This window comes from Micromonospora sp. L5 (assembly GCF_000177655.2).
GTDB lineage: Bacteria > Actinomycetota > Actinomycetes > Mycobacteriales > Micromonosporaceae > Micromonospora > Micromonospora aurantiaca.
Window position 1 is genome coordinate 746,258 of the sequence record NC_014815.1, and the last position, 24,606, is coordinate 770,863.

At 73.6% G+C, this 24,606-nt stretch carries 26 protein-coding genes; 12 read left to right on the forward strand and 14 right to left on the reverse strand.

Annotated features, from left to right (window positions below):
• Positions 1-70 precede the first annotated feature (70 nt).
• Complete coding sequence (locus tag ML5_RS03700) at positions 71-595, reverse strand: hypothetical protein (RefSeq protein WP_013473767.1); 525 nt, start codon at positions 593-595, stop codon at positions 71-73.
• A 109-nt stretch (positions 596-704) separates the two neighbouring features.
• On the opposite strand from ML5_RS03700, the gene ML5_RS03705 reads away from it, so the two are divergent.
• Genes ML5_RS03705 through ML5_RS03730 form a run of 6 tightly spaced genes read left to right on the forward strand, consistent with a single transcriptional unit; the run spans position 705 to position 6,769 of the window.
• Complete coding sequence (locus ML5_RS03705; protein ID WP_013473768.1) at positions 705-1,118, forward strand: GntR family transcriptional regulator; 414 nt, start codon at positions 705-707, stop codon at positions 1,116-1,118.
• Positions 1,115-2,023, forward strand: a complete 909-nt coding sequence (locus ML5_RS03710) for an ABC transporter ATP-binding protein (RefSeq protein ID WP_013283745.1) — start codon at positions 1,115-1,117, stop codon at positions 2,021-2,023. Before ML5_RS03705 ends, ML5_RS03710 begins: the two co-directional genes overlap by 4 nt.
• Complete coding sequence (locus tag ML5_RS03715; RefSeq protein WP_013473769.1) at positions 2,020-3,084, forward strand: ABC transporter permease; 1,065 nt, start codon at positions 2,020-2,022, stop codon at positions 3,082-3,084. The genes ML5_RS03710 and ML5_RS03715 overlap by 4 nt, the downstream gene beginning before the upstream one ends.
• Positions 3,085-3,132: 48 nt before the next feature.
• Positions 3,133-3,600, forward strand: coding sequence for a DUF4442 domain-containing protein (locus ML5_RS03720; RefSeq protein ID WP_013473770.1), 468 nt, complete (start codon positions 3,133-3,135; stop codon positions 3,598-3,600).
• A gap of 47 nt (positions 3,601-3,647) precedes the next feature.
• Complete coding sequence (locus ML5_RS03725; RefSeq protein WP_013473771.1) at positions 3,648-4,400, forward strand: HAD family phosphatase; 753 nt, start codon at positions 3,648-3,650, stop codon at positions 4,398-4,400.
• Positions 4,397-6,769, forward strand: a complete 2,373-nt coding sequence (locus ML5_RS03730; protein ID WP_013473772.1) for a glycoside hydrolase family 65 protein — start codon at positions 4,397-4,399, stop codon at positions 6,767-6,769. Before ML5_RS03725 ends, ML5_RS03730 begins: the two co-directional genes overlap by 4 nt.
• A gap of 42 nt (positions 6,770-6,811) precedes the next feature.
• Here the strand turns inward: ML5_RS03730 and ML5_RS03735 are convergent, their stop codons facing one another.
• From ML5_RS03735 to ML5_RS03745, 3 genes are all read right to left on the reverse strand, one after another.
• Positions 6,812-6,991 carry a hypothetical protein gene (locus ML5_RS03735; protein ID WP_013283750.1) on the reverse strand — a complete coding sequence of 60 codons (180 nt, stop codon included), beginning with the start codon at positions 6,989-6,991 and terminating at the stop codon, positions 6,812-6,814.
• Between the two features lie 101 nt (positions 6,992-7,092).
• Entirely contained in the window at positions 7,093-7,440 is a 348-nt protein-coding gene (gene trxA / locus ML5_RS03740; protein WP_013283751.1) for a thioredoxin, read from the reverse strand.
• Entirely contained in the window at positions 7,410-7,802 is a 393-nt protein-coding gene (locus ML5_RS03745; RefSeq protein ID WP_013283752.1) for a MerR family transcriptional regulator, read from the reverse strand. Before ML5_RS03745 ends, trxA begins: the two co-directional genes overlap by 31 nt.
• Positions 7,803-8,207: 405 nt before the next feature.
• Between ML5_RS03745 and ML5_RS03750 the strand changes: the two genes are divergently transcribed.
• Positions 8,208-8,861, forward strand: a complete 654-nt coding sequence (locus ML5_RS03750) for a dienelactone hydrolase family protein (protein WP_041784073.1) — start codon at positions 8,208-8,210, stop codon at positions 8,859-8,861.
• A gap of 12 nt (positions 8,862-8,873) precedes the next feature.
• On the opposite strand, the gene ML5_RS03755 is transcribed toward ML5_RS03750, so the two are convergent.
• A complete protein-coding gene (locus tag ML5_RS03755) occupies positions 8,874-10,025 on the reverse strand; it encodes an AI-2E family transporter (protein WP_013473774.1) in 1,152 nt (383 codons plus the stop codon).
• 130 nt (positions 10,026-10,155) lie between these two features.
• Between ML5_RS03755 and ML5_RS03760 the strand changes: the two genes are divergently transcribed.
• Positions 10,156-10,338 (forward strand): antitoxin, encoded by a 183-nt coding sequence (locus ML5_RS03760; RefSeq protein WP_013283756.1) that lies wholly within the window; start codon positions 10,156-10,158, stop codon positions 10,336-10,338.
• 100 nt (positions 10,339-10,438) lie between these two features.
• Here the strand turns inward: ML5_RS03760 and ML5_RS03765 are convergent, their stop codons facing one another.
• From ML5_RS03765 to eccB, 8 genes are all read right to left on the reverse strand, one after another.
• The gene (locus ML5_RS03765; RefSeq protein ID WP_013473775.1) at positions 10,439-11,050 is read right to left on the reverse strand and encodes a C39 family peptidase; all 612 of its coding nucleotides are present in this window, start codon (positions 11,048-11,050) and stop codon (positions 10,439-10,441) included.
• 146 nt (positions 11,051-11,196) lie between these two features.
• The gene (locus ML5_RS03770; protein WP_013473776.1) at positions 11,197-11,610 is read right to left on the reverse strand and encodes a pyridoxamine 5'-phosphate oxidase family protein; all 414 of its coding nucleotides are present in this window, start codon (positions 11,608-11,610) and stop codon (positions 11,197-11,199) included.
• A 30-nt stretch (positions 11,611-11,640) separates the two neighbouring features.
• Positions 11,641-11,976, reverse strand: a complete 336-nt coding sequence (locus ML5_RS03775; protein ID WP_013283759.1) for a YkvA family protein — start codon at positions 11,974-11,976, stop codon at positions 11,641-11,643.
• Between the two features lie 172 nt (positions 11,977-12,148).
• The gene (locus tag ML5_RS03780) at positions 12,149-12,982 is read right to left on the reverse strand and encodes a hypothetical protein (RefSeq protein ID WP_013283760.1); all 834 of its coding nucleotides are present in this window, start codon (positions 12,980-12,982) and stop codon (positions 12,149-12,151) included.
• Between the two features lie 158 nt (positions 12,983-13,140).
• Positions 13,141-13,548: a hypothetical protein gene (locus ML5_RS03785; protein ID WP_013283761.1), complete on the reverse strand. Its 408-nt coding sequence runs from the start codon at positions 13,546-13,548 to the stop codon at positions 13,141-13,143.
• Between the two features lie 159 nt (positions 13,549-13,707).
• A complete protein-coding gene (locus ML5_RS03790) occupies positions 13,708-14,994 on the reverse strand; it encodes a WXG100 family type VII secretion target (protein ID WP_013473777.1) in 1,287 nt (428 codons plus the stop codon).
• A complete protein-coding gene (locus tag ML5_RS03795; protein WP_230651192.1) occupies positions 14,987-15,325 on the reverse strand; it encodes a hypothetical protein in 339 nt (112 codons plus the stop codon). Before ML5_RS03795 ends, ML5_RS03790 begins: the two co-directional genes overlap by 8 nt.
• A gap of 149 nt (positions 15,326-15,474) precedes the next feature.
• On the reverse strand, positions 15,475-16,944 hold the full coding sequence (gene eccB / locus ML5_RS03800; protein WP_013473778.1) for a type VII secretion protein EccB: 1,470 nt from the start codon (positions 16,942-16,944) through the stop codon (positions 15,475-15,477).
• 162 nt (positions 16,945-17,106) lie between these two features.
• Here eccB and ML5_RS03805 point away from each other — a divergent pair, with 162 nt between their 5' ends.
• Entirely contained in the window at positions 17,107-18,279 is a 1,173-nt protein-coding gene (locus ML5_RS03805) for a type VII secretion protein EccE (protein WP_013473779.1), read from the forward strand.
• Here ML5_RS03805 and eccD read toward each other — a convergent pair.
• A complete protein-coding gene (gene eccD, locus ML5_RS03810; RefSeq protein WP_013473780.1) occupies positions 18,263-19,660 on the reverse strand; it encodes a type VII secretion integral membrane protein EccD in 1,398 nt (465 codons plus the stop codon). The two genes, ML5_RS03805 and eccD, sit on opposite strands and share 17 nt — an antisense overlap.
• Positions 19,661-19,829: 169 nt before the next feature.
• Between eccD and ML5_RS03815 the strand changes: the two genes are divergently transcribed.
• From ML5_RS03815 to ML5_RS03825, 3 genes are all read left to right on the forward strand, one after another.
• On the forward strand, positions 19,830-23,795 hold the full coding sequence (locus tag ML5_RS03815; protein ID WP_013473781.1) for a type VII secretion protein EccC: 3,966 nt from the start codon (positions 19,830-19,832) through the stop codon (positions 23,793-23,795).
• 74 nt (positions 23,796-23,869) lie between these two features.
• A complete protein-coding gene (locus ML5_RS03820; RefSeq protein ID WP_013283768.1) occupies positions 23,870-24,280 on the forward strand; it encodes a YbaB/EbfC family nucleoid-associated protein in 411 nt (136 codons plus the stop codon).
• Between the two features lie 18 nt (positions 24,281-24,298).
• Positions 24,299-24,592 (forward strand): hypothetical protein, encoded by a 294-nt coding sequence (locus tag ML5_RS03825; RefSeq protein WP_013283769.1) that lies wholly within the window; start codon positions 24,299-24,301, stop codon positions 24,590-24,592.
• Positions 24,593-24,606 lie beyond the last annotated feature (14 nt).

Genomic DNA, 24,606 nt, shown 5'->3' on the forward strand with positions numbered 1-24,606 from the left:
CAGCAGGAGCCGGCACAGTAGAGCCCGAAGGTCTCGGAGGTGACACGACCGGGCAACCGCAGATCAGGGGTCACGCCCTGTGGCGCAGTTCGCGGAGCACGCCGTGCCGGCGGAGCGCCCACCCCAGGCGCCGTGCGCTGGGGTGCCTGACGAACAGCACCGCCGCCCGGCGGATCAGCCCGAACCGGTTGTCGCTCACCTGATCGTCGACCGCCCGCCAGATCAGCTCGCGTACGCCGGCGCTGTCCAGCATCGCCCGCACCTCGTGGCGTACCCCGGGGTCCTCGGCCGCGGACGTGACGGCGGTGACCAGGCCGGGCCGGTCGGCGAGCGGCTCCACCGCCGCGGCGACGAGCGGCCGGCGTACGGTGTCCCGCTCCAGCAGCAGCAACACCGCCTCCCGGACCTCGGTGCTGTCGAGCCCGGACCGCAGCAGGCCCAGCGCGCTCCGCTCGACCTCGCGGTCACGGTCCGGAAGGGACAGCGCGGCCAGCAGCACCGTCACCTCGTCGAGGTCGACGAGGTGACGCAGCCCGTCGCGGAACTCCGGCAGCGCCCACGCCACCGTCAGCCCGCGCGCGAGATCGCGGTTCATGGCCACTCGCTACCCGGAGTCGGCAGCCTCCGAAACGCCGTCCGGTCGTTGCCATGTCGCTTAACTGGTGTTCTACTTAACCATAACAATCTGACGGAGGGTCACCAGAGTGATCAACTTTCATGTCGACCGGTCCAGCAGCGTCCCCGCGTACGCCCAGCTGGTGCGGCAGGTCCGTGAGGCGCTGCGGATCGGGACGCTGCGGCCCGGGGACCAGCTCCCCACCGTGCGCAGCGTGGTGACCGCGTGCACCGTCAACCCGACCACTGTGCTCAAGGCCTACCGGGAGCTGGAGCTGTCCGGCCTGGTGGAGGCGAGGCAGGGCGCGGGCACGTTCGTCAGCGGGACGCTCGGGCACGCCGATCCCCACGTCATGGCCCGCCTGCGCGGCAGCCTGGCCCGGTGGCTCGGCCAGGCCCGGGAGGCCGGTCTGGAGGACGAGGACGTCCAGGCGCTGCTCGCCTCGGTGATCGCGGCGAACGCGGCACCCGCGAGGAGAGAGAACGCGGAGGGCGCGGCGTGAGCGGCGAGCCGGTCGCCGTCGAGGCGCGTGACCTGAGCCGGCGCTACGGCGCCGTGTGGGCGCTGCGGGAGTGCTCGTTCGCGCTGCCCGCCAACCGGGTCGTCGCGCTGGTCGGCGCGAACGGCGCGGGCAAGTCGACGCTGCTGAGCATCATCGCCGGCACCCTGGCGGCCACCGGCGGCACGGTGTCGGTGCACGGCCGGCAGGTGGTGCGGGGCGGGTCCGCCGACGGTGGCAGCCGGGTGGCGATCCTGGCCCAGGACAAGCCGCTCTACCGCGACTTCACCGTGTCGGACATGCTCCGCTTCGGCCGCTCGACGAACCGTGTGTGGGACCAGCGGCGGGCGCTGTCGTGGCTCGACCGCTTCGCCGTCCCGCTGGACCGCCGCTGCGGCAAGCTGTCCGGCGGGCAGCGGGCGCAGGTCGCGCTGGCGGTCGCGCTCGGCTCCCGCCCGGCGGTGCTGCTGCTGGACGAACCCCTCGCGAACCTGGATCCGCTGGCCCGCGTCGAGGTGACAGGCGAGCTGCTGGCGGAGGTCGCCGACGACGACATGACTGTCATGCTGTCGACCCACATCGTCGCCGAGCTGAGCGGCGTCGGTGACCACCTGCTGCTGCTCGACGCCGGTCGGCCCGTCCTCGCCGGCGACGTCGAGGAACTCCTCGACAGCCACGTCCGGCTGACCGGGCCCCGCGCCGACCAGCCACCCGGGCCGGGCACGGTCGTCCAGGCCCAGCACACCGGCCGCCAGTCCACCTTCGTCCTCCGGCGGCCGGCGACACCGGCGGCCCACGCCGTCGTGGCACCCGGCTGGACCGCCCAGCCCATCACCCTGGACGAGCTGATCCTGACCCACCTCAGAGCGTCGGCCGCCGCGCCGCACGAGCGGGAGGCAGCCGCATGAGCCCGGTCGGCCAGCTGTCCGCACCCACGAACCGCCGGAGCGACCCCGGGTACGCCGGGGGCGTACGCGGTCTGCTCTGGCTGACCTGGCGTCAGCACCGCTGGACGGTGATCGGCACGCTGGTCCTGGCCGCGGTCCTGGTGGGCTGGATGACCTACCTGTCGGTGGAGCTGACGAGCCTGTGGCACCAGTGTCACGAGACGTTCTGCGCGGAGGAGTCGCCGCAGGGCCGGCGGCTCGGTGGCTCATCCGGCCTGGTCCTGACGCTGGCCGTGCTGTCGCAGGTGGTGCAGTGGATGCCGCTGCTGATCGGTGTGTTCGTCGGCGTCCCGGTGCTGACCAGGGAACACGAGCAGCGCACCCTGCTGCTGGCCTGGAGCCAGGACGTCTCCCCGCAGCGGTGGCTCTGGACCCGGCTGGCCCTGCTCGGCCTGTTCGTGGCGGCGGTGACCTCGGCCGTCGCCGGTGTCAGCGACCACCTGGAGCGACTCCAGGCCCGGGTCGCACCGGTGAGCCTGTTCGAGTACGGGCCGTTCCTCAACACCGCGATGCTTCCGGCGGTGATCAGCCTCTGCTGGTTCGCGGTCGGTGTCGCGCTCGGCGCCGCGATCAAGCGCACGCTCCCGGCCGTGTTCGGCGTGATCGTCGGCTTCGTCGGCCTGACCTATCTCGTCCGGTGGCGCTACCCCACGCTGATGGAGCCGCTGACCGCGCACCGCGTCATCGGCGGGCCGGGCGTGGGTGTGCTGCGCGACAACGCCCTGGTCGTCAAGGGCGGCATGATCGACTACGGGATCGACGGGCCGTCCGGCGCGTTCGACGCCTCCGGGCGTGAGCTCACCGGGGTCGAGCTGCAACGCCTCTGCCCGCCCGACAACGGCACCGGCCGGACGCTCGCCTGCTTCGTCGAGCACAACCTGCAGCAGCACCTCCAGTACCAGCCGGGCAGCCGGATCCCCGAGTTCCACCTGATCGTCGCCGGCGGCTATCTGGGCCTGACCGCGCTGGCACTCCTCGTCGTCTGGTGGATCGTCCGCCGTACCGACCTGAGCGCGGGCTGACCAGGGATCGGCCTTGCCGGTGTTGTTACTGGCGAGTAGCGTTCGGGCATGAGCATCGACTCTCGCCAGGTGGCGGCCGGTCTCCTCGACGCCGTGCCGTTCGCCCGCACGCTCGGAATCGAGTTCGTCGAGGTGGCGCCCGAGGCCGAGGGCGGGGTCCGGGCCGTGGTCCGGCTCCCCGACGACCCGGCGCACCACAACCACGTGGGCGGCCCGCACGCCGGAGCCATGTTCACGCTGGGGGAGACCGCCTCGGGCGCGGTTGTTCTGGCCGCGTTCGGGCAGGCGCTCGACCGGGCCGTACCCCTGGCCGTGACCGCGACCATCCGCTACCTCAAGGTGGCGGTGGGGCCGGTGCTGGCGACCGCGCGGCTCGGCGGCGTACCCGCCGAGGTGCTTGCCGAGCTGGACGCCGGGCGGCGGCCGGAGTTCCCGGTCGAGGTGGAGGTCCACACCGAGGACGGCACGGTCACCTCCTCGCTCACAGTGATCTGGACGCTCCGCCCGAACCGCTGAGCCCCGAACGGGGTTTGCCCGGGGCGAGGGCTGGATAGATTCAAGCGATGCTGGGCCTCCCCGCGCACGTGAACGCTTGTCTCTTCGATCTGGACGGTGTGCTGACGCAGACCGCCAAGGTGCACAACGCCGCCTGGGCGGAGACGTTCGACGCGTACCTGCGACGCCGGTCGGCCGAAACCGGCGAGCCGTTCCACCCGTTCGACAGCGGACCGGACTACAACCGGTACGTGGACGGCAGACCGCGCGCCGACGGGGTGCGCACATTCCTGGCCTCGCGCGGCATCACGCTGCCCGAGGGATCGCCGGACGACCCGCCCGAGGCGGACACCGTCAACGGCCTCGGCAACCGCAAGAACGTCGTCCTGCTCCAGCGGATCGAGCACGACGGCGTCGAGGTGTACGAGGGCTCGGTGCGCTACCTGGAGGCGGCCACCACGGCCGGACTGCGCCGCGCTGTCGTCTCGGCCAGCGCCAACTGCGCCGCCGTGGTGCACGCCGCCGGACTGGACCGCTGGCTGGAGGCACGGGTGGACGGCGTGGTCGCCCGCGCGAACGGGCTACGCGGCAAACCGGCCCCGGACACGTTCCTGGAAGGCGCGCGGCTGCTCGGCGTCGAACCGTCGCAGGCCGCCGTCTTCGAGGACGCCCTCGCCGGCGTCGCCGCCGGGCGGGCCGGCGGATTCGGGTACGTGGTGGGCGTCGACCGGGTCGGCCAGGCCGACGAGCTGCTGGCGCACGGCGCCGACGTGGTGGTCACCGACCTCGCCGACCTGCTCGCCCCGGAGCCGGCCGCGTGATCCGGGAACGGGCGTACCCGGTCGAGCCCTGGCACGTCCGGGAGATGCAGCTCGACATGGACGTGCTGGCCCAGTCCGAGTCGGTGTTCGCGCTGTCCAACGGGCACATCGGGCTGCGCGGCAACCTCGACGAGGGCGAGCCGCACGGGCTGCCCGGCACCTACCTGAACTCGTTCTACGAACTGCGCCCGCTGCCCTACGCGGAAGCCGGCTTCGGATTCCCCGAATCCGGGCAGACCATCGTCAACGTCACGAACGGCAAGCTGATCCGGCTGCTCGTCGACGACGAGCCGCTCGACGTGCGCTACGGCGAACTGCTCGCCCACGAGCGGGTCCTCGACATGCGTGCCGGCACGCTCCAGCGGGAACTGCACTGGCGCTCCCCGGCCGGCCGCGAGGTCAAGGTCCGCACCACCCGGCTCGTGTCGTTCACCCAGCGCTCGGTGGCGGCCATCCACTACGAGGTCGAGCCGGTCGACGGGCCGCTGCGGCTGATCCTCCAGTCCGAGCTGGTCGCCAACGAGTCGCTGCCGCCGCAGAGCCGCGACCCGCGGGTCGCCGCCGTCCTGGAGTCGCCGTTGCAGGCAGAGGAGGAGCTGACCACCGACGACGGCGGCCAGCTCATCCACCGCACCAAGGTCAGCGGCCTGCGGGTCGCCGCCGCGATGGGCCACGACGTGGACGGACCCGAACGCACCACGATCGAGAGCGAGGGGTACGAGGACTGGGTCCGCACCACCATCGGCTGCGTGCTCAAGCCCGGCCAGACGCTGCGGGTGGTCAAGTACCTCACGTACGGCTGGTCCAGCCGCCGGTCCCTCCCGGCCCTGCGCGACCAGGTCGGCGCGGCGCTGGCAGCGGCCCGGCTCGACGGCTGGGACGGGCTGCGCCGGGCCCAGCGCGAATACCTGGACGCGTTCTGGGACGCCGCCGACGTGCGCGTCGAAGGCGACCCCGAGGTGCAGCAGGCCGTCCGGTTCGGCCTCTTCCACGTCCTCCAGGCCGGCGCCCGCGCGGAACGACGGCCGATCTCGGCCAAGGGCCTCACCGGCCCGGGGTACGACGGCCACGCGTTCTGGGACACCGAGATGTTCGTGCTGCCGGTGCTCACGTACACGCAGCCCGGCGCGGTGCGCGACGCGTTGCAGTGGCGGTACGACACGCTGGCGCAGGCCCAGGAACGCGCCCGCACGCTGAACCTCGAAGGCGCCGCCTTCCCGTGGCGCACCATCGAAGGGCCGGAGTCGTCGGCGTACTGGCCCGCCGGGACCGCCGCGTTCCACATCGCCGCCGACGTCGCCGACGCGCTGCGCCGCTACGTGCTGGTCACCGGCGACGAGGCGCTGGAACGGGAGATCGGGCTGGAACTGCTGATCGAGACCGCCCGGCTGTGGCGTTCGCTCGGCCACCACGACCGCGCCGGCCGGTTCCACATCGACGGCGTGACCGGCCCGGACGAGTACACGGCGGTGAAGAACGACAACGTCTACACCAACCTGATGGCTCAGCGGAACCTGCGTACCGCCGCGGACTGCGCGATGCGCTACCGGGACCAGGCGCTCGACCTCGGCGTCACCGAGGAGGAGGCCGCCGCCTGGCGGGACGCCGCGAACGACATGCACGTCCCGTACGACGCGGAGACCGAGGTGCACGAGCAGGTGGAGGGGTTCACCCGCTTCCAGGAGTGGGACTTCGAGCACACGCCGCCGGAGAAGTACCCGCTGCTGCTGCACTACCCGTACTTCGACCTCTATCGCAAGCAGGTCGTCAAGCAGGCCGACCTGGTGCTCGCCATGCACTGGCGGGGCGACGCGTTCAGCGCCGCAGAGAAACTGCGCAACTTCGTCTACTACGAGCGCCGCACCGTACGTGACTCGTCGCTGAGCGCCTGCACCCAGGCGGTGCTGGCGGCCGAGGTCGGCTACCTCGAACTGGCCCACCGTTACCTGCGCGAGGCCGCGCTGATGGACCTGCACGACCTCAACGAGAACACCCGCGACGGCGTGCACATGGCGTCACTCGCAGGTGCCTGGATCGCGCTCGTCGCCGGGTTCGGCGGGCTGCGGGACCACGACGGGATGCTCTCCTTCGCGCCCCGGCTCTCCAGCCGCCTCAGCCGCCTGGAGTTCTCGCTCCAGTGGCACGGGATGCGGCTGCGGGTCGACGTCCGGCCGCACCAGACTACGTACTCGCTGCGCAACGGCGGTCCGGACACCGTCGTGGAGCTGCGGCACCACGGCGAGCCGCTGCAGGTCACCTCCGCGCAGCCGGTCACCGTGGCCGTGCCGCCGACACACCCGAGGGGGCCGCAACCGGAGCAGCCGCAGGGCCGCGCGCCGCTGATGCACCTGCCCGAACGGATGGAGTGAGCGGCCCCGCCACGAAGGGCGGGACCGCTCGGTACGCGTACCTCAGAACTGGCGGCCGTTGGACGGACGCCCACCGGCGTCGCGCGGCGCCGTGGCCCGCGGATCGTCGGACGTCCGCGCCGTCGAGGCGCGGTCGGCCCAGTCCGGCGAGCGCTTCAGCTCCTGCTTGCGGCGTTCCTGGTCGGTGAGTTCCTGTTCCCGGGACCTGTCCTGTTTCGCCATGACGATCCTCGCGATCGGTCGGGGTCCGTGGTCACCCGGCGCGTTCCCGCCCGGCGGCGGCTCAACCGTCCAGGCGAGGGCTCAGCCGTCCAGGCGAGGGCTCAGCCGTCCACGTGCTGGGCGAAGCTGCGCCGCAGGTGGTCCTTGGGGCGGGAGCCGACGATCGAGCCGACCACCTCACCGCCCCGGAACACCAGCATGGTCGGCGCGGACATGATCCGGTGGGCGCGCGCGGTGGCCGGGTTCTCGTCGGTGTTCAGGGTGACGAAGCGCAGCGCGTCGCCGAACTCCTCGGCCAGCTCGGCCAGGTGCTTCGACACCACCCGGCACGGCGGGCACCACTCGGCCCAGAAGTCCACCACCACCGGCCGGTCGGCGGCCAGCACTGTGGCCGCGAAGGTGTCGTCGGTGACCGGGTTCAGCCGGCCGGTCCCCGTGTCCTGAGGCATGTTTCCTCCCGTTGGGCGATCGCGTGGGCGAGCTGGTCGTGCAGCCGGCGGCGGACGTCACCCAGCCGGTCGAGGTAGTCGTCCACCTCGGCGAGCTTGCGCCGCAGCACCGCCACCGAATCGGGGCAGACGTCACCGGAGTCGTTCCCGGCGCGCAGGCAGGCGACGAACGGGCGGATGTCGTCCAGGCCGAAGCCGATCGCCAGCAGGGAGCGGATCTCACGGACGACGCGTAGTTCCGCCTCGTCGTACACCCGGTACCCGTTGGCGGACCGGTTCGGCCGGACCAGCCCGTGGGCCTCGTAGTAGCGCAGGGTGCGGGTGCTCGTACCGGCCCGCTGCGCCAGCTCCCCGATCCGCATCCGCCGCCCCCGTCCCTCACTGCCAGGTTGACGCTAAACCTTGCCGCCGACGTCAACGCAACCCGCACGCGTGCGCTTTCCCCCGGGCTGTCCCCCGGGCTTCCCCGCTGTCCCCGTCGATCATGAAGTTAGCGGCGTTTTCGATCTCGGAATCTGCCGCCAACTTCATGATCAACCCTGTCCGGGGCGGGGTGCGGGGTTGGGGTGCTGCCCTCGTGGATCTTGGTACGAAATGGCCCCTCCAGGGGCCGTTCCGTACCAAGATCTGCCCCGGGGCCTTCCCCGGTGGGATTGATCATGAAGTTGGCGGGGTGGGGGAGCGCTTTCTGGGCCGTCACCTTCATGATCGTCGGGGTGGGGGGTATGCGTGAGGGGAGGGGGAGAGCGGGAGGGGCGGTGAGGGGAATGCGTGAGGTTTCGGTGCCTGTGGTGGACGGCGGACTCGTCGGGGACGTGGTGGTGCCGGCGGGAGCCGGTGGGGTGGTGCTGTTCGCGCACGGGAGCGGCAGCTCGCGGCACAGCCCGCGCAACATGGCCGTCGGGCGTGCACTCAACGAGCGCGGGCTCGGCACGATGCTCGTCGACCTGCTGACCGCCGACGAGGAGGCCCGGGACGAGATCACCGCCGAGCTGCGCTTCGACATCGGCATGCTGGCCGAGCGCCTCGCCGGGATCGTCGACTGGATGGGCTCCGACCCGGAACTGGGGAGGCTCCCGATCGGGCTGTTCGGCGCCAGCACCGGCGCCGCCGCCGCGCTGGTCGCGGCCGCGGCCCGGCCGGACCGGGTGGGCGCTGTGGTCTCCCGCGGCGGCCGGCCCGATCTGGCCGGCAGCTCACTGACTGCGGTACGCGCACCGACGCTGCTGCTCGTCGGCGGCCTGGACGAGCAGGTGATCGCACTCAACGAGCAGGCCCGGGACGCGCTGGGCGAGGTCGCCGAGCTGCGGATCGTGCCCGGCGCCACGCACCTGTTCGAGGAGCCCGGCACGCTGGAGCAGGTGGCCGACCAGGCAGGTACGTGGTTCACCACGCACCTGCGCCAGCCGCACCCCGCCTGACCGGCGGCGGAATCAGCCGGCTGCCTCGGCGGCGCGGCCCGGGTCGGCGGTCGGTGCGGGAACGTCGGAGCCGCTCCGCTCGGCGGCGCGGTGCCGCTGCACGGTGTCCAGCACCCGCCACAGCACCGCCGCGATCGGCACCGACACGAACGCCCCGGCGACCCCGGCCACCAGCGTGCCGGCGGTGACCACCACCAGGATGACCGCCGGGTGCAGCTGCACCTGCCGCCGCATGACCAGTGGTTCCAGCAGGTTGCCCTCGATCTGCTGCACGGCGATCACCGCGGCCAGCGTCAGCAGCGCGGTGGTGGGACCGTTCGCGGCGAGCGCGACGAGCACCGCCACCGCACCGGCCACCGTGGCGCCGATGATGGGCACGAACCCGCCGAGGAACGTGATCAGGGCGAGCGGCAGGGCCAGCGGGACACGCAGCACGACCAGGGCCAGCCCGATGCCGATGGCGTCGATGGCCGCGATGATCATCGTGCCTCGGCTGTACGCGCCGAGCGTCCGCCAGCCCGCCCGTCCCGCCTCGGCGGTCAGCTCCCGGCGCGGGCCGGTCAGCCGCCGCAGCACCCAGCGCCACATCGAGCGGCCGTCCTTGAGCAGGAAGAACAGCAGCACCAGGGCGAGCAGCACCGCGCCCGCGACCTCGGCGACCTTGCGTGCCCCGGCGACCGGGTCGGGCGCACCGCTGCTCAGGCCCTGCCGGATCTGCTCCACGAGCCGGTCGAGCTGCTGGTCGGTGACCGGCAGGCTGGAGGTGACGAAGTCGCGGGTGCGCTGCAACCCCTCGTCGAGCTGCTGGCTCAGCTCGCCGAACTGGCTCGCCGTGAGGTTCCAGACCAGGACGCCGGCACCGCCCAGGATGCCGAGCAGCAGCAGGATGCTCAGCAGCGCGGCGAGCCCGGCCGGCACCCGCAGCCGGCGCAGGCGTACCAGGACCGGGTCGAGCAGCGCGGCGAGGAAGAGCGTGCCGGCCAGCGCCACCGCAAGCGGCGCGAGCAGCACGGCGATCTGCCCCAGCAGCCACAGCCCGGCCGTCACCACCAGCAGGCAGGCGCTCCAGGTGACCGCCGTCCGTACCGGCCAGGGCAGTCCGGCCCAGGTCTGCCGCGGTCCGGCGGTCGGTGCCCGCCCGGGTATACCAGCGTCGTCGTCCACGTCGCCCTCCTCGATCGAGGCCGTTGGTACCCGACGCGAGCCGATCCGACACCAAGGCCGCAACCGCCCACCCGGCGTTTGTGCCCCCGGCCTTAGGGAAGGCATTCAACGTATCGAAGGGAGATCCGACATGAGCGACTTCATGGACAAGGCCAAGGACTTCGCGGACAAGCACGACAAGCAGGTCGACCAGGGCATCGAGAAGGCGGGTGACGCTGCGGACAAGCGCACCGGCGGCAAGTACGACAACCAGATCGACAAGGGCGTCGACATGGCGCAGCAGCGCACCGGCGAAGGCGACACCGGTCGCTGACGTACACCCGCTTCGGACACGACGGCGGCCACGCCCCCGGGTGGGGAGCGTGGCCGCCGTCGTGTCGGGCCGGCCTCCACAGGGGAGACCGGCCCGTCCGTCAGGAGCTGTAACCGCGGCCGGCGATCCAGTTGGCCAGCTCGGTCACGTCCATCCAGTACGTCGGCACGTCCGGCCGGGCCGGGTCCGCGATCAGCACCCGGTCGCCGTCGCCCTCGTACCGCACGACTGTCACGTAGTGGCCGGGGTAGCTGTGCTCCACCCCGTCGACGTCCCGGGCGCCGCCCAGGATGTTCGCCACCACGGGCCGGTCGTCGTCCACAGCGGTACGGATGTCCGCGCGCAGGCGGTCGACCTGCTCCCGGGTGGCCACGTCGTCGCGGATCTCGGTGGTCCGGTACTTGCCACCTGTGTACTCGTTCAGGACCCGGGTGATGTCGATGGCCGAGTCGGTGCCGTTCTCGGTGGTACCGAGCTTGGCGGCCAGCTCGTCCTGGCTCACGTCCTTGCCCTCGGCCGACAGCGCGATCCGGGTCGAGGCGGGACCGCAGTAGAAGAAGTTCGGCTGCGCCTGGTACTCGTAGTCGGCGGCGCGGTCACCCTTGCCCTTGACCGGGGCGGCGTGGGCGGCGGCGGCCGGACCGGCGACGGCACCGCCGGCCGCGGCCAGACCGGCGACGGACAGCACACACTTACGGATGATCGGGTTCATGGTCGAGGCTCCATTCGGGGGTCGACGGCTCCGTGCGGGAGACGCGGCACCAGGAGTGGCGCTCGGCGTACGGAGAGTTCAACCGCTCTGCCTCGGCAGCCCATTTCCGGGCGTGACCGGGGCCACCGCGGAACCGGACAGACGCCTCAGCCGGGCAGGCTTCCCAGCAGCCCTGTCACCGCGATCTCGATGACCACCCGCTCCGGATTCGGACGCGGCGTGCGATAGCGCTCGGCGTACCGGCGCTCGGCCTCGGCCACCGACTCCGGGTCGCGGCGCAGCACCGCCCGGCCCTCCACGGTCAGCCACCAGCGGCCGTCGACCTGGCACACCGCGACCGGGACGCCGTCCGGCCCGCCCGCCGCGACGTGCCGGGCCTTGGCCGACCCGGCTGAGGTGATCACCCGGGCCAGCCCGGCCGCGGGGTCGAAGGTCACCCCCACGGGTACGACGTGCGGGGTGCCGTCGGCACGCGGTGTGGTGAGCGTGGCGAGGTGCCGATCCGCGAAGAAGCGGGCCACCCGTTCGTCGCTCGGATCCAACCGATGCCGTGCCGCCATGTCGTCTCCTCGTTCCGTGCCGGTGACGTCTCAGCGGCGGGGCGCCGCGCCGGGCGGCAACGTCGCCACCGGGGATTCCCCGGCGGCCCGCTGCTCGGCGCGGTGCTTGGCGACCAGCCGGCCCAGGTAGAACAGTGCGCCGGCCAGCACGCCCATGTCGTCCAGGTAGATCGGGTCGGGAAGCAGGTCCACCGGCAGGATCGTGTAGATCAGCGCGCCGTAGAACGCGACCTTGCCACCGGCGCCGAGCGCGCCGAGCATGCGGCGGGTGCGGACCACCCGGATGGCGAGCAGCACCGCCCCGGCCAGCATGGCCGCCGCGAGGACGGCGGCGAGGACGACCAGCACCCAGGCTTCACGGGACACGCCACCACGCTAGCCGAGCCGAGCCCGCCACGCCCGGCGGTCGTCCCCGCCGCGGGGGCGCTCGCCTTCGGCACCCGCACCGGACGACGGCCTGTCGGGCCGCTGCCGGGCGACGACCCGTCGGGCCGCTGCCGGACGACGGCCTGTCGGGCCGCTGCCGGGCGACGGGTTTTCAGGCCGCGACGGCCGCCCGGCCGCGAGCCACCGGCGGCAGTTCGCGGGTGACCTCGGGGCTCGCCGTTCCGGTCGGCAGTTCCCGGGTGGCCTCGGGCCCGGCGAACCCGACGATGGAGAGTTCCGTCTGCGGCTCGGCGACCGGGTGCAGCGCCGCGAACGCCTCGTCGCGCAGGCTCTGCGCCGCCGCCGCGGCCAGCTCGGCGGTCTGCCAGGCGGCCTGCTCCCGCTGCGCGGCGGCCCGGTGCCGTGCCGCCATGTTGTCCCGGACCAGCCGGCGCAGCAGCAGTTCCTGCTCCACCGGGTGCCGGCTCGGATCCCAGCCGTTGCCGCCGAGGATGTCGCTGAGCTGCCGCACCGTGATCTCGTCGCGCCACTGGGCGTCCATCGCGGCCCGGTGCAGCCAGCGCTCCCGGTCCGCGTACTCGGCCGGGGTCCGGGCGGTCCGGGGCAGCGGCAGCGCCGCGGCGGCGGTCAGGCGCCGGACGTCCTCCTCGGCCGCCTGGTACGCCTGCCAGGCAGCCTCGGCCTCCTCCTGTGCGGTCAGCCACTCGGCGCGGCTCCGCTCGGCGGTCGCCGTCGCACGGGAGGCGGCCACTGCCACCTCGTCGGCGTAGCGGATCCGCTCCTGGTCCCGTACGCGGGCGCGCTCGGCGCGTTCGATGCTGCTCGGGCGGGCGGCGTCACTGATCCGGTCGACCAGTTCCGAACGGAACCGGGACGGGCGGACGATCAGCGCGGCGACCACTGTCGCGGCCACGGCGAGCAGGACCAGCCAGATCACGGCGGCCGCGGGCATGTCGGGCAGGACGGAGGAGAAGACGGTCTGCATTACCAGCACCTCGTGGGTGGAACGTAGGACGATCGACGGTTGTGGCCCGGACATCCGGGCGGGTGCGCGTCGTGACTCGGACGCGACGGGACGCGCGGCAGGGCGCGAGGCGTGCGGCCCGTGGGACCGCGCCGGGGCGTACCGGAAGGGTTGCCCGGTCAGGCGCGCGGCGGACCGCGACGGGCGATGTGCGCCCGGCCTGGGTCGGCGGCGGCGACGACCTCGACGCCGGGAACGCGCCCGGCGGAGTCGGCGGAAAGGCCTTCGGTGCCGGCCGGGCGGGTGCCGGGGCCGGTGGTCCGCAGGGCGGCGGTCGTGGCGTCGGCCGCCGTGAGTTCCGCGGCGCCGGCCGTGACCGCCTGCCGCGTCGCGACGTGCTCGATCGCCGCGACGTGCGAGGCGACGGCGTGCGAGGCGACTGTGGCGTGCGAGGCCGCGGCGGCGTGGGCGGGTGCGGCGGTGATGCCCTGGAGGCCGGCGATCAGCACCAGGCCGGCCACAGCCGTGCGGGCGATCCGGCGCAGCGTCGCTGTCCAGGTGGACGGGGCGAACGCTACGGGCAGCACCTATTCAACCTATCGGTCGACGGACGATCCCGCAGCTCAAGGATCTTGCGGTTTACGTGAGCCACCCCACGGGTCGGTGTGGACGGAGACCCACGCGGGCCGGACGTGCGACGGCGCGGCGCCCCTGCCGAGGTGCCGCGCCGTCCAGTGGATGCCGGGTCAGTTGCCGCCGAGCACCGGCGGCGGAGCGGCGTCTCCGTCGCCCCAGACCATCTCGTCCTCGGTGAGCCAGGTCAGCCGGCCGTCGGACTCGTCGTCGCCGTGGCCGCCGCGCCCACCCAGCACGCCGCTGCGGCCGGCCATTGCGGGCCGCCCGGTGGCGCCGCCGGTGCGCTCGGCGGACTTGCTCCCGGCGTCGACCACGAGGCCACGGCCGGAGGTGAGCCGGCCCGTGCCGGCCGCCGAGCGGTTCTCCGCGCCGGACATGCCGCCGAAGCGGGCCGAGGACGCCGAGTTGGCGCCGGTGCCCGCGAGCGAGCCGGTGCTCAGCACACCGGGGGCGCCGTAGAGCCCGCCACCCGGTCCGCCGGCGCCCATCGTCGTCGGTCCGGCGCCGCCGGGACCGAAGCCCGGGCCGCCGCCGATCGTCGGACCGCCCGCGGTGCTGGTCAGCGGCGTGGCGCCGGCCAGCGAGGTGCCGGTCGGGTCGACGGTGCCGCCGGTCGGCACCGAACCCGGAGCGCCCGCGCCCGGCTGGCCGCCCGGAGTGCCCGCACCCGGTGTGCCCTCGCCCGGCGTGCCGCCGGTCGGGGCCGTGTGGTGCACGCCCGACGTGGTGGCGGTGGCGTTGGCGCCCGGGCCGAAGCTGCCCAGGCTCGGGCCGGACGACGGCGTCTTCACCGACGGCCCGTTCTGCAGCGTCGGGTCACCGTTGCCGGTGTGGCCGGGCAGCTCGGTCTCCGGCGGGTCCGGTACGACGATCCGGCCGTACGCCGAGAAGTCGTAGCCCTCGGCGAGCTTGGCCACGACCTGCACCATCCGCTGGTGCGCCTTCTCCTGCTCGGCCTTGTCCTGCTGGTGGCCGACGATCCCGCCGATCACCGCGCCGGGTGCGCCGCCGATCAGGAAGCCCTTGCCGGCGCCGGAGAGCAGCTTGTCGTTGTCGTCGGTCTTCTCCGGGCTCTCCGCCTTGGACTGCGCGGCCCGCAGCTCGCTGGACATCATGTCGAGGCCCTGTCGGATACCCGTCATGCCCTCGGCGAGGTTGCCGGAGTAGCGGACGACCATGTCCAGCCGGCGGTGGAACTCCCGCGCGGCGTCGCCGGTCCAGGTCTTCGCCAGCGCCTCCAGGTCGGCGGTCAGGTCGCGGCCGAGATCGTCGAGCGTGCCCTTGAGGGAGGTCCACTGGGCGCTGAGCGCCTCGATCTGCTTCGGGTCGCCGGCGTTGACGCCCTGGTAGAGCTCCTCGTGACTGACGTGCTCGTAGCGCCGGGTGTACTCAGACACGCGGGTCCTCCTTCGGCTGCTTCATCGCCTCGTTCAGCCCGGAGAGGGCGGCGGCGATGTCGGCCGCGGCGGCGGCGTTGCGGGCCTCGGCGGTCTTGTAGTTCGTCATGATCTTGTGGGTCGCCTCGCGGGCGGCCAGGATCGCACGGCGCAGCCGGTCGACGTGGTTGACGTAGCTCTGGTGGGTCTCGGAGTAGCGACGTGCGTTGTCGGTCGCGTCGGTGAACGTGCCGAGGGCCGGCGGGCGGCACTGCATCTGGGTGTTGAGCTTGCGCAACACCGACTCCGCCTCGTGCAGACGCCGCTCGAGCCGCTGGTGAAAGTCCTCCAAGGACAGTACGTCTACTGTCGTGCGCCCCGTCATGGCTGCATCCCCGTAGTCATCGTCGATAACCGTTCGCCGTACTCAGGTTAGTCGAAGCGAGCCAACCCGGGCGACCCGTGACGGAGATCCTCCACTTCGGATCGCCGCAGGGCCTGTCAACCGCCCTGGACCTGCGCCTCCGCGCCACCGGCCGACGGTGTCGCGGTGGCCCCCGGAGGCGTCGACGCATCGAAGTAGGTCATCGCATCCTCGCGGGACAGCGTCGGTCCGGTCGGCACCAGCGCCAGCAGCGAGGCGGGTACGGCGAGCGGCGTCACGTCGCCGTACCCGAGCGCGCTCTTCGCGTCGCCCCCGGCGGTGCCGAGCGGATAGCGGATGCCCTGCGCGGTGATCAGGTAGACAGTCGAACCGGCCGCCGCCTTGCCGCTCTCCCCGGCCGTGGCCTGCACCAGTACGCCCTTGCCACCGGGCAGCAGCACGCTCTCGGCGGTGCGTACCGCGTCCCGGGCGCCCTGCCGCGCGGGCATCGCGGTCGCCGAGGTCAGCTCGGCCGGCGGGGAGTCGAAGACCTCCAGCGTGGTGGTCGGCGGCTGACCGGCCGGGCCGGGCCGGTAGGTGGCGCAGAGCACCGTCCGTCCCGGACGGACCTCGTGCAGCGTCGGCAGCCGGGCAGGCAGGCCGTCCGCGTCGAGGCGCTGGTCGGTGAGGAGCCGGCCCGCCTCATCCGGAGTGATCTGCGTCACCTCGCCACCCCCGCCGAGCAGCAGCAGCGCGGTGACCTCGCGGACTGTCGCCAGGCCCTGCCGGGTGAGCACGTAGTACTGGCCGGCGGCCTGGTAGACCTGGCCGATCCGGGCCGGCCGGTCGGCCACTGTGAGCCCGCTCGCGCCGCCGTCCCCGGCGATCGCCGGCTTGCGCAGCACCGGCCCGGCCGGCACCGCGTTCAGCAGTTGCTGCCCGACGGTCAGGTTCGTCGCGCCGGCCATCTTCAACGCCACCAGCGCCTGCTCGTCGCCGGCCACCCGCAGCCGGGAACCACCGGTGAGCAGGTAACGCGCGTCGTTGGTCCGCACCACCACGGCCCGGTCGGTGAGCGCCGTGCCGCCGGGCAGCGCGCGGTCGATCACCAGGTGGGTGGTGGAGCGCCGCGGGTCGTTCGGGTCCGGCACGTCGCACACCGACCAGGGGAGCCCGACCAGCGACTTGCGATCCGGCAGGTCGTCCGGGGCGCCGACGATGCCGACCAGCCGCCCGCGTGGACGGTCCTTGATCGACGCCTGGGACATGGTGCGTGGCTGCGCCGCGGCGTCGTTGACGATCAGCCGCGCCGAGGCGTAGTTGAGCGTCGGGCGCAGCACCTTGTCCTCGCCGAAGTAGTACGTCGCGCCGGTCTCCCGCTCGATCACCAGCGTGTTCGGCTCCAGCGGCGCGGAGTTGCTGGTGAGCTGGCCGTACGCGCCCACGCCGCCGAGCACCACTGCGGCCGCGATGACGCTGCCGAACACCGCCATGCCGAGGCGGCGCATCGGCAGGTCGTTCGTCTCCGGATCACCGGAGAGCAGCGCCGAGACGATGCGGCGGGTGACGAAGCGGTACGCCTGCACCTGATCGCGGCGGGTCCGCATGACTAACCTCCGGCGGGGGTGGGTCCGCGGCGACAGGTCCGAACAGCGCCGCGGGCTTCCCTACGATAAGGGGCCGTCGGGGGTGCGCCGGACCCCGTCCGCCGACCGAACGACCGCACCCGCCCGGCGGATGCCCAGGATGTCCAGAAGGGACGCACACCGATGACGCAGCTCCAGGCGCCACCCGGTCGTACCGCCACCACTCCCGCCGTACCGCCGGACCGGCCGGTCACCCCGGCCGACAAGCGCCGCCGGGGACGCCTCGGCCCGGTCGTGGTCGGGCAGCTCGTGGTGGTGGAGTGCGCGGCGCTCGCGGTCTGGTTCGCCACCGCCGGCCCGGCGTGGCTGCTCGCGGTGGTCGCCGTCCTGGCGCTGCTGGCGGTGGCCGCGGCGTTCGCGCGCCGGGGCGGCCGCTGGTGGTACGAGGACCTGATGCTCCGCCGCCGGCTGCGCCGGCGCCGCGACCGCGCCCGGGGCGCGGCGCCCGGTGGTGACCCGAGGCTGGCGGCGCTCGCCCCGGAGCTGACAGTGGTGGAGCTGACCGAGCGCGGCACCCGGCTCGGCATCGGGCAGGACGACCGGGGCTGGTTCGCCGCGCTGGCGCTGACCGGCCGGCCCGGCGCGCCCGCCGGCTCGATCGAGGCGGCGGTGGTGGACCGCGCGCTCGCGGTGCTCGCCGACTTCTCCGGCCCGGTCACCCAGACCCAGGTCGTCTCGCACACCCTGGTCTGGTACCCGGCGCCCGGCGCGCCGCCGTCCGCGTACCGGACCGTGTGGGTGGCGCTGCGCCTGTCGGTGTCCGACGCGCGGGCCGAGGCGGTGAGCCGGGGCGGCGGCCTGCGCGGCGTGCACCGCACGGTGGCGGCCGGGGTGGGCCGGCTCGGCAAGGCGCTCAACGCCGCCGGCCTCGGTCACCGGGTGCTCGACCGGAACGAGCTGCACGCGGCGGTGGTGTCCGGGGCCGGGCTCGACCTGGCACCGGAGTCCCCGGTGGAGACGTGGACCAGCCTGCGCGGGGGCGGCTGGACGCAGCGCTGCCTGGCCCTGCGGGTACGCCCCAACGGCTCACTCGGCGCGCTGGTCGACGCGGTCACCGCCACCTCCGCGCCCTCGCACACGGTCGCCGCCGTGGTGCTCCCGGGCGGCCGGCGGGTGCCGCCGCTGCTGCGGGTGGCAGCCATGGACGGGCACGCCGAGGCGCTGGTGAAGGCGGTCCGCGAGATGGCGCGGCGCGCGGGCGTGCCGGCCCGCCCGCTGGACGGCCAGCACGGCCCCGGCGTCTACGCCACCGCGCCGGTCGGCACCGCGATGGGGACCGTCACGGTCGAAGGTTGACGATCCAGCCGTACGCGCCGCAGACCCAGACGGCCAGCGGCACCAGCGCGATGATGAGCAGGATCTCGACGATGTCCAGGGTCCGGCCCCAGACCGGGGAGATCCGCTTGCCGGCCACGGTCAGGCCGTAGACCAGGCTGATCACGGCCAGCACGGCCAGGCCGCCCAGGATCAGCCCGAGGCGTACCGCCAGCGAGCCGGCGGCGAACGTGGCGGCGGCGACCAGCCCCAGGCCGACGGTGCCGGACAGCAGCACCGGCGTGCGCTGGGCGCGGCTGAGGAACGGGCGTGCCCGCAGCAGCGACAGCAGCGCCAGCACCAGGCAGAGCAGGACCGCCGGGAGCCGGCCGTTCTCGGCCAGCACCACCTCGCCGCCGAGCACCAGCAGCGAGACGGTCCAGAGCAGACCGGTGAGGAACGCGTCGGCGCGCTCGCTGTTGCGCAGCACCGACGGCCCGTCCACCGACTCGGTGTCGGTCTTGAGGTCGTCCGGGCCGGTGGGGATGGACGGCACCGGCAGCCGGGCCAGGCGGTAGGCGAGCATCGGCAGGGCGGGCAGCGCGCCGAACGCGACTGTCGACACCACCGCCGCAGACGCCGCCGCGCCGATGTCGAAGGCCAGGCTGAGCACCGCGCCGAGGCCGACCGCCGCGCCCACACCCACCGCGCCGAGGAAGAGCGGCAGGCGGTCGCCGACGGCGAGCGCGGCGATCGCGCCGAAGACCACCACAGCGGTGCCGGCGAGCAGGACGTGCGGACCGGCCAGCTCGCCGAGCGTCCGCTCACCGGCGAGCACCAGCAGGCCGCCGACGCCCGCGTACCCGATCCCGACCAGGGCCAGCACCGCGCCGGTGCGGCTGTCGCCGGCGGCGCGGGACAGCACCGCGGCGCCGACCAGCAGCGCCACCGCGACCACGAACGCGGCCGCCGCGCCGGGTAGCTGCGGTGGGCCGGTGAGCAGCGTCGCCACCGCGCCCGCGGCGAGCGCCGAGGCGGCCAGCAGGACCGCGAACACCCGTGTGGTGCCGACCTGCCAGGCGCCCGCCCGCTGGGTGGTGGAGGTGGCGACCGCGTCCACCACGTCGTCGAAGACGATCTCGGGGGCGGTCGCGGCACGCGGGTTGAAGTAGAGCACCTCGCCGTCGCGGACGCCGAGCTGCGCGGCGGTCCGGCCGCCGTCGAACGGCTGACCGCCGAGCCGGGACAGGGCCCAGCCGCCGTGCCGCACGCCCTCGTCGGCCAGGTCCTCGCCCGCGTACCGCAGCAGCGTGGGCAGCAGGTCGGCGAGCGGCACGTCGGACGGCAGCGCCAGATCCATCCTGGTACGCGGCGCCACGATGGTGATCCGGCTCAGCCCACCGGTCGCCGTCTTCGTCGCCACAGTGGCCTCCTCGTGCTCGCATACGATCCGCTGGGCCGTCGGCGCCGCCCCCACGGGTCCACGACGCCACCGGGAGATTACCTACGATGGCGGTCGCACAGGTTGCCCACCCGACGCTCACCGGCGGTGGCAGACCACGATCAGGGCCGCTTCTGGGGAGGGGAGAGCCGTGAGTACGGTGGTGTTCCGCCGACTTCCGCGTCAACCGGGGCCCGCGCTGCCGCGCGGCGAGGTGCTGCTGGAGTCCCCGCCCGAGCTGCCGGAGCCGCAGGCCAAGGGCATGGGTCAGGTGCTGATGATCCTGCCGATGCTCTGCGGCGTCGGCGCGATGGCGTTCCTCTACGCCGGCCGGGGCGGCGGCATGATGACGTACGTCGCCGGTGGCCTGTTCGGTGTGTCCATGTTGGGCATGGCGATCGGCACGCTCGGCAACGGCGGCAACGACAAGGCCGAGCTGAACGCCCAGCGGCGCGACTACATGCGCTACCTCGCGCAGATGCGCAAGCGCACCCGGCGGGCGGCCGAGCAGCAGCGCGCCGCGATGACCTGGCGGCACCCGGAGCCGGACGCGCTCTGGTCGATCGCCGCCTCGCGCCGGCTCTGGGAGCGGCGGATCACCGAGGACGACTTCGGCGAGGTACGGATCGCGCTCGGCCCGCAGCGGCTGGCGGTGGAGATCGTGCCGCCGGAGACCAAGCCGGTGGAGGACCTGGAACCGATGAGCGCGATCGCGCTGCGCCGGTTCGTCCGGGCCCACTCCAGCGTGCCGGACCTGCCGACCGCGCTGTCGCTGCGCGCGTTCAGCCGGATCGCGCTGCGCGGCGACCGGGAGCCGGTGCTCGACCTGACCCGGGCCGCGCTGGGCCAGCTCGTCACGTTCCACGCCCCGGAGGACCTCCTGGTGGTTGTGGTCGCCGCGCCGGACCGGCAGGCGGCCTGGGACTGGGTGAAGTGGCTGCCGCACGCCCAGCACCCGGGGCGTACGGACGCGGCCGGCGCGCGCCGGATGGTGTTCGCCGCGCTGGACGAGGCGGAGACCGCGCTGGCCCAGGACCTGGGCGGGCGGCCCCGGTTCTCGCCCGAGGCGAAGCCGCTGACCACCGCGCCGCACGTGGTGGTGGTGCTCGACGGCGGCGAGGTCTCGGCGACCTGCGCGCTGACCGGGCCGGGCCTGCTCGGCACGACCGTGTTCGACCTGTCCGGCGCGGTCCCGCGTGACGCCGGGCGCTGGCTGCTCTGCCTGGACGCCGGGGACGGCACCGGCCTCGACCTGGTCCGCGGCACCGCCACGTCGCGGCTCGGCCGCCCGGACCGGCTCTCCCTGAGCGCGGCCGAAGGGCTGGCCCGGCAGATCGCCCCGTTCCGGCTCTCCCAGCAGCAGGGCGCGAGCACCGAGGAGCCGCTGGCCCGCAGCATGGAGCTGCCCGACCTGCTCGGCGTCGGCGACGCGGCCACGGTGGACACCCGGCAGACCTGGCGTCCGCGCAGCCACCGCGACCGGCTGCGCATCCCGCTCGGCCTGGGACCGGACGGCAACGTGGTGGAGCTGGACTTCAAGGAGTCCGCGCACGAGGGCATGGGCCCGCACGGCCTGGTCATCGGCGCGACCGGTTCCGGCAAGAGCGAGCTGCTGCGGACGGTGGTCGCGGCGCTCGCGGTGACGCACTCGTCGGAGGAACTGAACTTCGTCCTCGTCGACTTCAAGGGCGGCGCCACCTTCGCGTCGCTGGACGCGTTGCCGCACACCAGCGCGGTGATCACCAACCTCTCCGACGAGCTGCCGCTGGTGGACCGCATGCGGGACGCGCTGGCCGGTGAGATGAACCGCCGGCAGGAGGTGCTGCGGGCGGCGGGCAACTACGTCTCGCGGTACGACTACGAGAAGGCGCGGGCCGCCGGTGAGCCGCTGGAGCCGATGCCCAGCCTGCTGATCATCTGTGACGAGTTCTCCGAGCTGCTCGCCGCCAAGCCGGACTTCATCGACCTGTTCGTGATGATCGGCCGCCTCGGCCGGTCGCTCGGCGTGCACCTGCTGCTCGCCTCGCAGCGGCTGGAGGAGGGCAAGCTGCGCGGCCTGGACACGCACCTGTCGTACCGGATCGGTCTGCGCACGTTCTCGGCTGTGGAGAGCCGGATCGTGCTCGGCGTGCCGGACGCGTACGAGCTGCCCAGCGCGCCCGGTCACGGCTACCTGAAGACCGACACCGCGACCATGCTGCGGTTCCGCGCCGCGTACGTGTCCGGCCCGTACCGGGCGCCGGGGCAGGTGCAGCGCTCCACCCGGGCGCAGGTGCAACGCCGGATCGTCCCGTACGGCATCGACTACGTGCCGGTGCCGGCGGCGCCGAGCCCGGCGGAGGCCGCCCCGGAGCCGGAGCAGAGCGGCGACGGCAAGGCCGTGGCGATGCTGGACGTGCTGATCGACCAGCTCAAGGGCCGCGGCAAGCCGGCGCACCAGGTGTGGCTGCCGCCCCTGGCCGAGCCGTCCGGGCTGGCCGAGCTGCTGCCCAAGCTGAGCGTGCACCCGACGTACGGCCTGACCACCGCCGACTGGCCGGGCCGCGGCCGGCTCGCCGTGCCGGTCGGCATCGTGGACCGCCCGTACGAGCAGCGCCGCGACCCGATGATGGTCGACCTGGCCGGGGCCGGCGGCAACGTGGTGATCGTCGGGGCGTCGCTGAGCGGCAAGAGCACCATGCTGCGCTCGATGCTGGCGTCGCTGGCGCTCACCCACACGCCGCGCGAGGTGCAGTTCTTCTGCCTCGACTTCGGCGGTGGCGCGTTGCGCAGCCTGGACGGGCTGCCGCACACCTCGGGTGTCGCGGGCCGGCGGGACGTCGAGGCGGTCCGGCGGACGGTGGCCGAGGTGGTAGCCGTGATCGACGAGCGGGAGAACCGGTTCACCCAGCACGGCATCGACTCGGTGGCGAGCTACCGGCGCCGCCGGGCGGCCGGTGAGTTCGCCGACGACCCGTTCGGTGACGTCTTCCTCGTCGTGGACGGCTGGAACACGCTGCGCCAGGAGTACGAGGAGCTGGAGCAGACGATCACCAACCTGGCGAACCGGGGCCTCGGCTTCGGCGTCCACGTGGTGATCACGGCGGTGCGCTGGGCGGAGATCCGGATCAACATGCGGGACCTGCTCGGCACCAAGCTGGAGCTGCGGCTCGGTGACCCGTCGGAGTCGGAGATCGACAGGCGGGCCGCGCAGAACGTGCCGGTGGGCGCGCCCGGTCGCGGTCTGACCCGGGACAAGCTGCATTTCCTGACCGCGATCTCCCGGATCGACGGCAAGCGCGACATCGAGGACCTGACCGAGGCGTCGGTGGCGCTCGCCGGTCACGTCGCGGCGAACTGGCCGGGACAGCCGGCGCCGAAGGTCCGGCTGCTGCCGCGCAAGCTGGCGGTCACCGAGCTGGCGAAGGTGGTCGACCGGTCCGCCCCGGGCATCCCGATCGGCGTCAACGAGTCGGCGCTCGCCCCGGTCTACCTGGACCTGGCGGGCGAGCCGCACCTGACCGTGTTCGGCGACGCCGAGTGCGGCAAGACGAACCTGCTGCGGCTGATCGCCCGGGGGATCGCCGAGCGGTACACCCCGGCCCGGGCGCGGCTGGTCATCGCCGACTACCGGCGTGGTCTGCTGGGCGCGGTCGAGGGTGACCACCTGCTCGACTACGCGCCGTCGAACCAGGTGTTCAGCCAGGGCCTCGGCTCGATCCGCAGCGCGTTGCAGAACCGGCTGCCCGGCCCGGACGTGACCACCGCCCAGCTGCGTGACCGGAGCTGGTGGAAGGGTCCGGACCTGTACATCCTGGTGGACGACTACGACCTGGTCGCCTCCGGTGGCAGCAACCCGCTGAGCGCGCTGCACGAGCTGCTGCCGCAGGCGCGGGACATCGGCCTGCACCTGATCATCACGCGCCGGGTCGGCGGTGTGGCCCGTGCGCTGTACGAGCCGGTGCTGCAACGGCTGCGCGAGCTGGACTCGCCCGGCCTGCTGATGTCCGGCAGCCGGGAGGAGGGTGCGGTCTTCGGCAACCTGCGGCCGACGCCGCAGCCGCCGGGCCGGGGCACGCTCGTCCGTCGCCGCGACGGCCAGCAGCTGATCCAGACCGCGTGGACGGAGCCGGCCTGACGGGACGGACGCCGGGCGGCCCGGTCCGGTAGCGTCGGCCCGATCGATCGTCGCGAGTGGAGAGGGGCGCGCACGTGAGCAGCCCGTCGGGTTTCGGTGCGGCCATGGAGGGCCTGCTGCGGCAGGCGCAGGAACAGCAGCGCCGGCTGGCCGATCTCCAGCGGCAGCGCGCCGAGCTGCGGGTGACCGGGGAGAGCCCGGACGGGCTGGTGCGGGTGACTGTCGACGGCGGCATGAAGGTCGGCGACATCGAGCTGAACGCGCGGGCGATGCGGCTGGACAGCTTCTCGCTGTCCGAGGCGATGCAGGCGGCGATCGACGCGGCCTACGCGGCCTTCGAGGAGCGGCAGCGCGAGATGCTGAGCGAGATGCTCGGCGACTCCGAGATGGTCCGCCGTGCGCAGGACGGCACGCTGACCCCGGAGGACTGGTTCCGTCAGTTCGGGGTGGACGTGTCCGACCCGACCCGCAACCTGCGGCGCTGAGCGAGAGGAAGGCCGACGATGCCGAACACTGTCGACGTCGACGCGATCCGGAAGGCGGGCCGGATGCTCGACGCCCCGGACGGCCCGATCCAATACCTCCGCAACGTCGAGACGTTGCTGGGCGAGGTGAAGCTGCCCAGCGGCGCGCTGAGCTGGTTCGGCACCGGCGCGGTCGAGCGGCACAACGCGGCTGTGGACGGGCACCTGGACAACGTCCGCACCGGCGTGGAGCATCTGCGCAAGGCCGCCGCGCAGCTCGAACAGAGCGCGAAGAACTGGGAGAGGTCGGATCAGCCCTGGGTGGTCAAGTGACCGGCCGGGCCCGC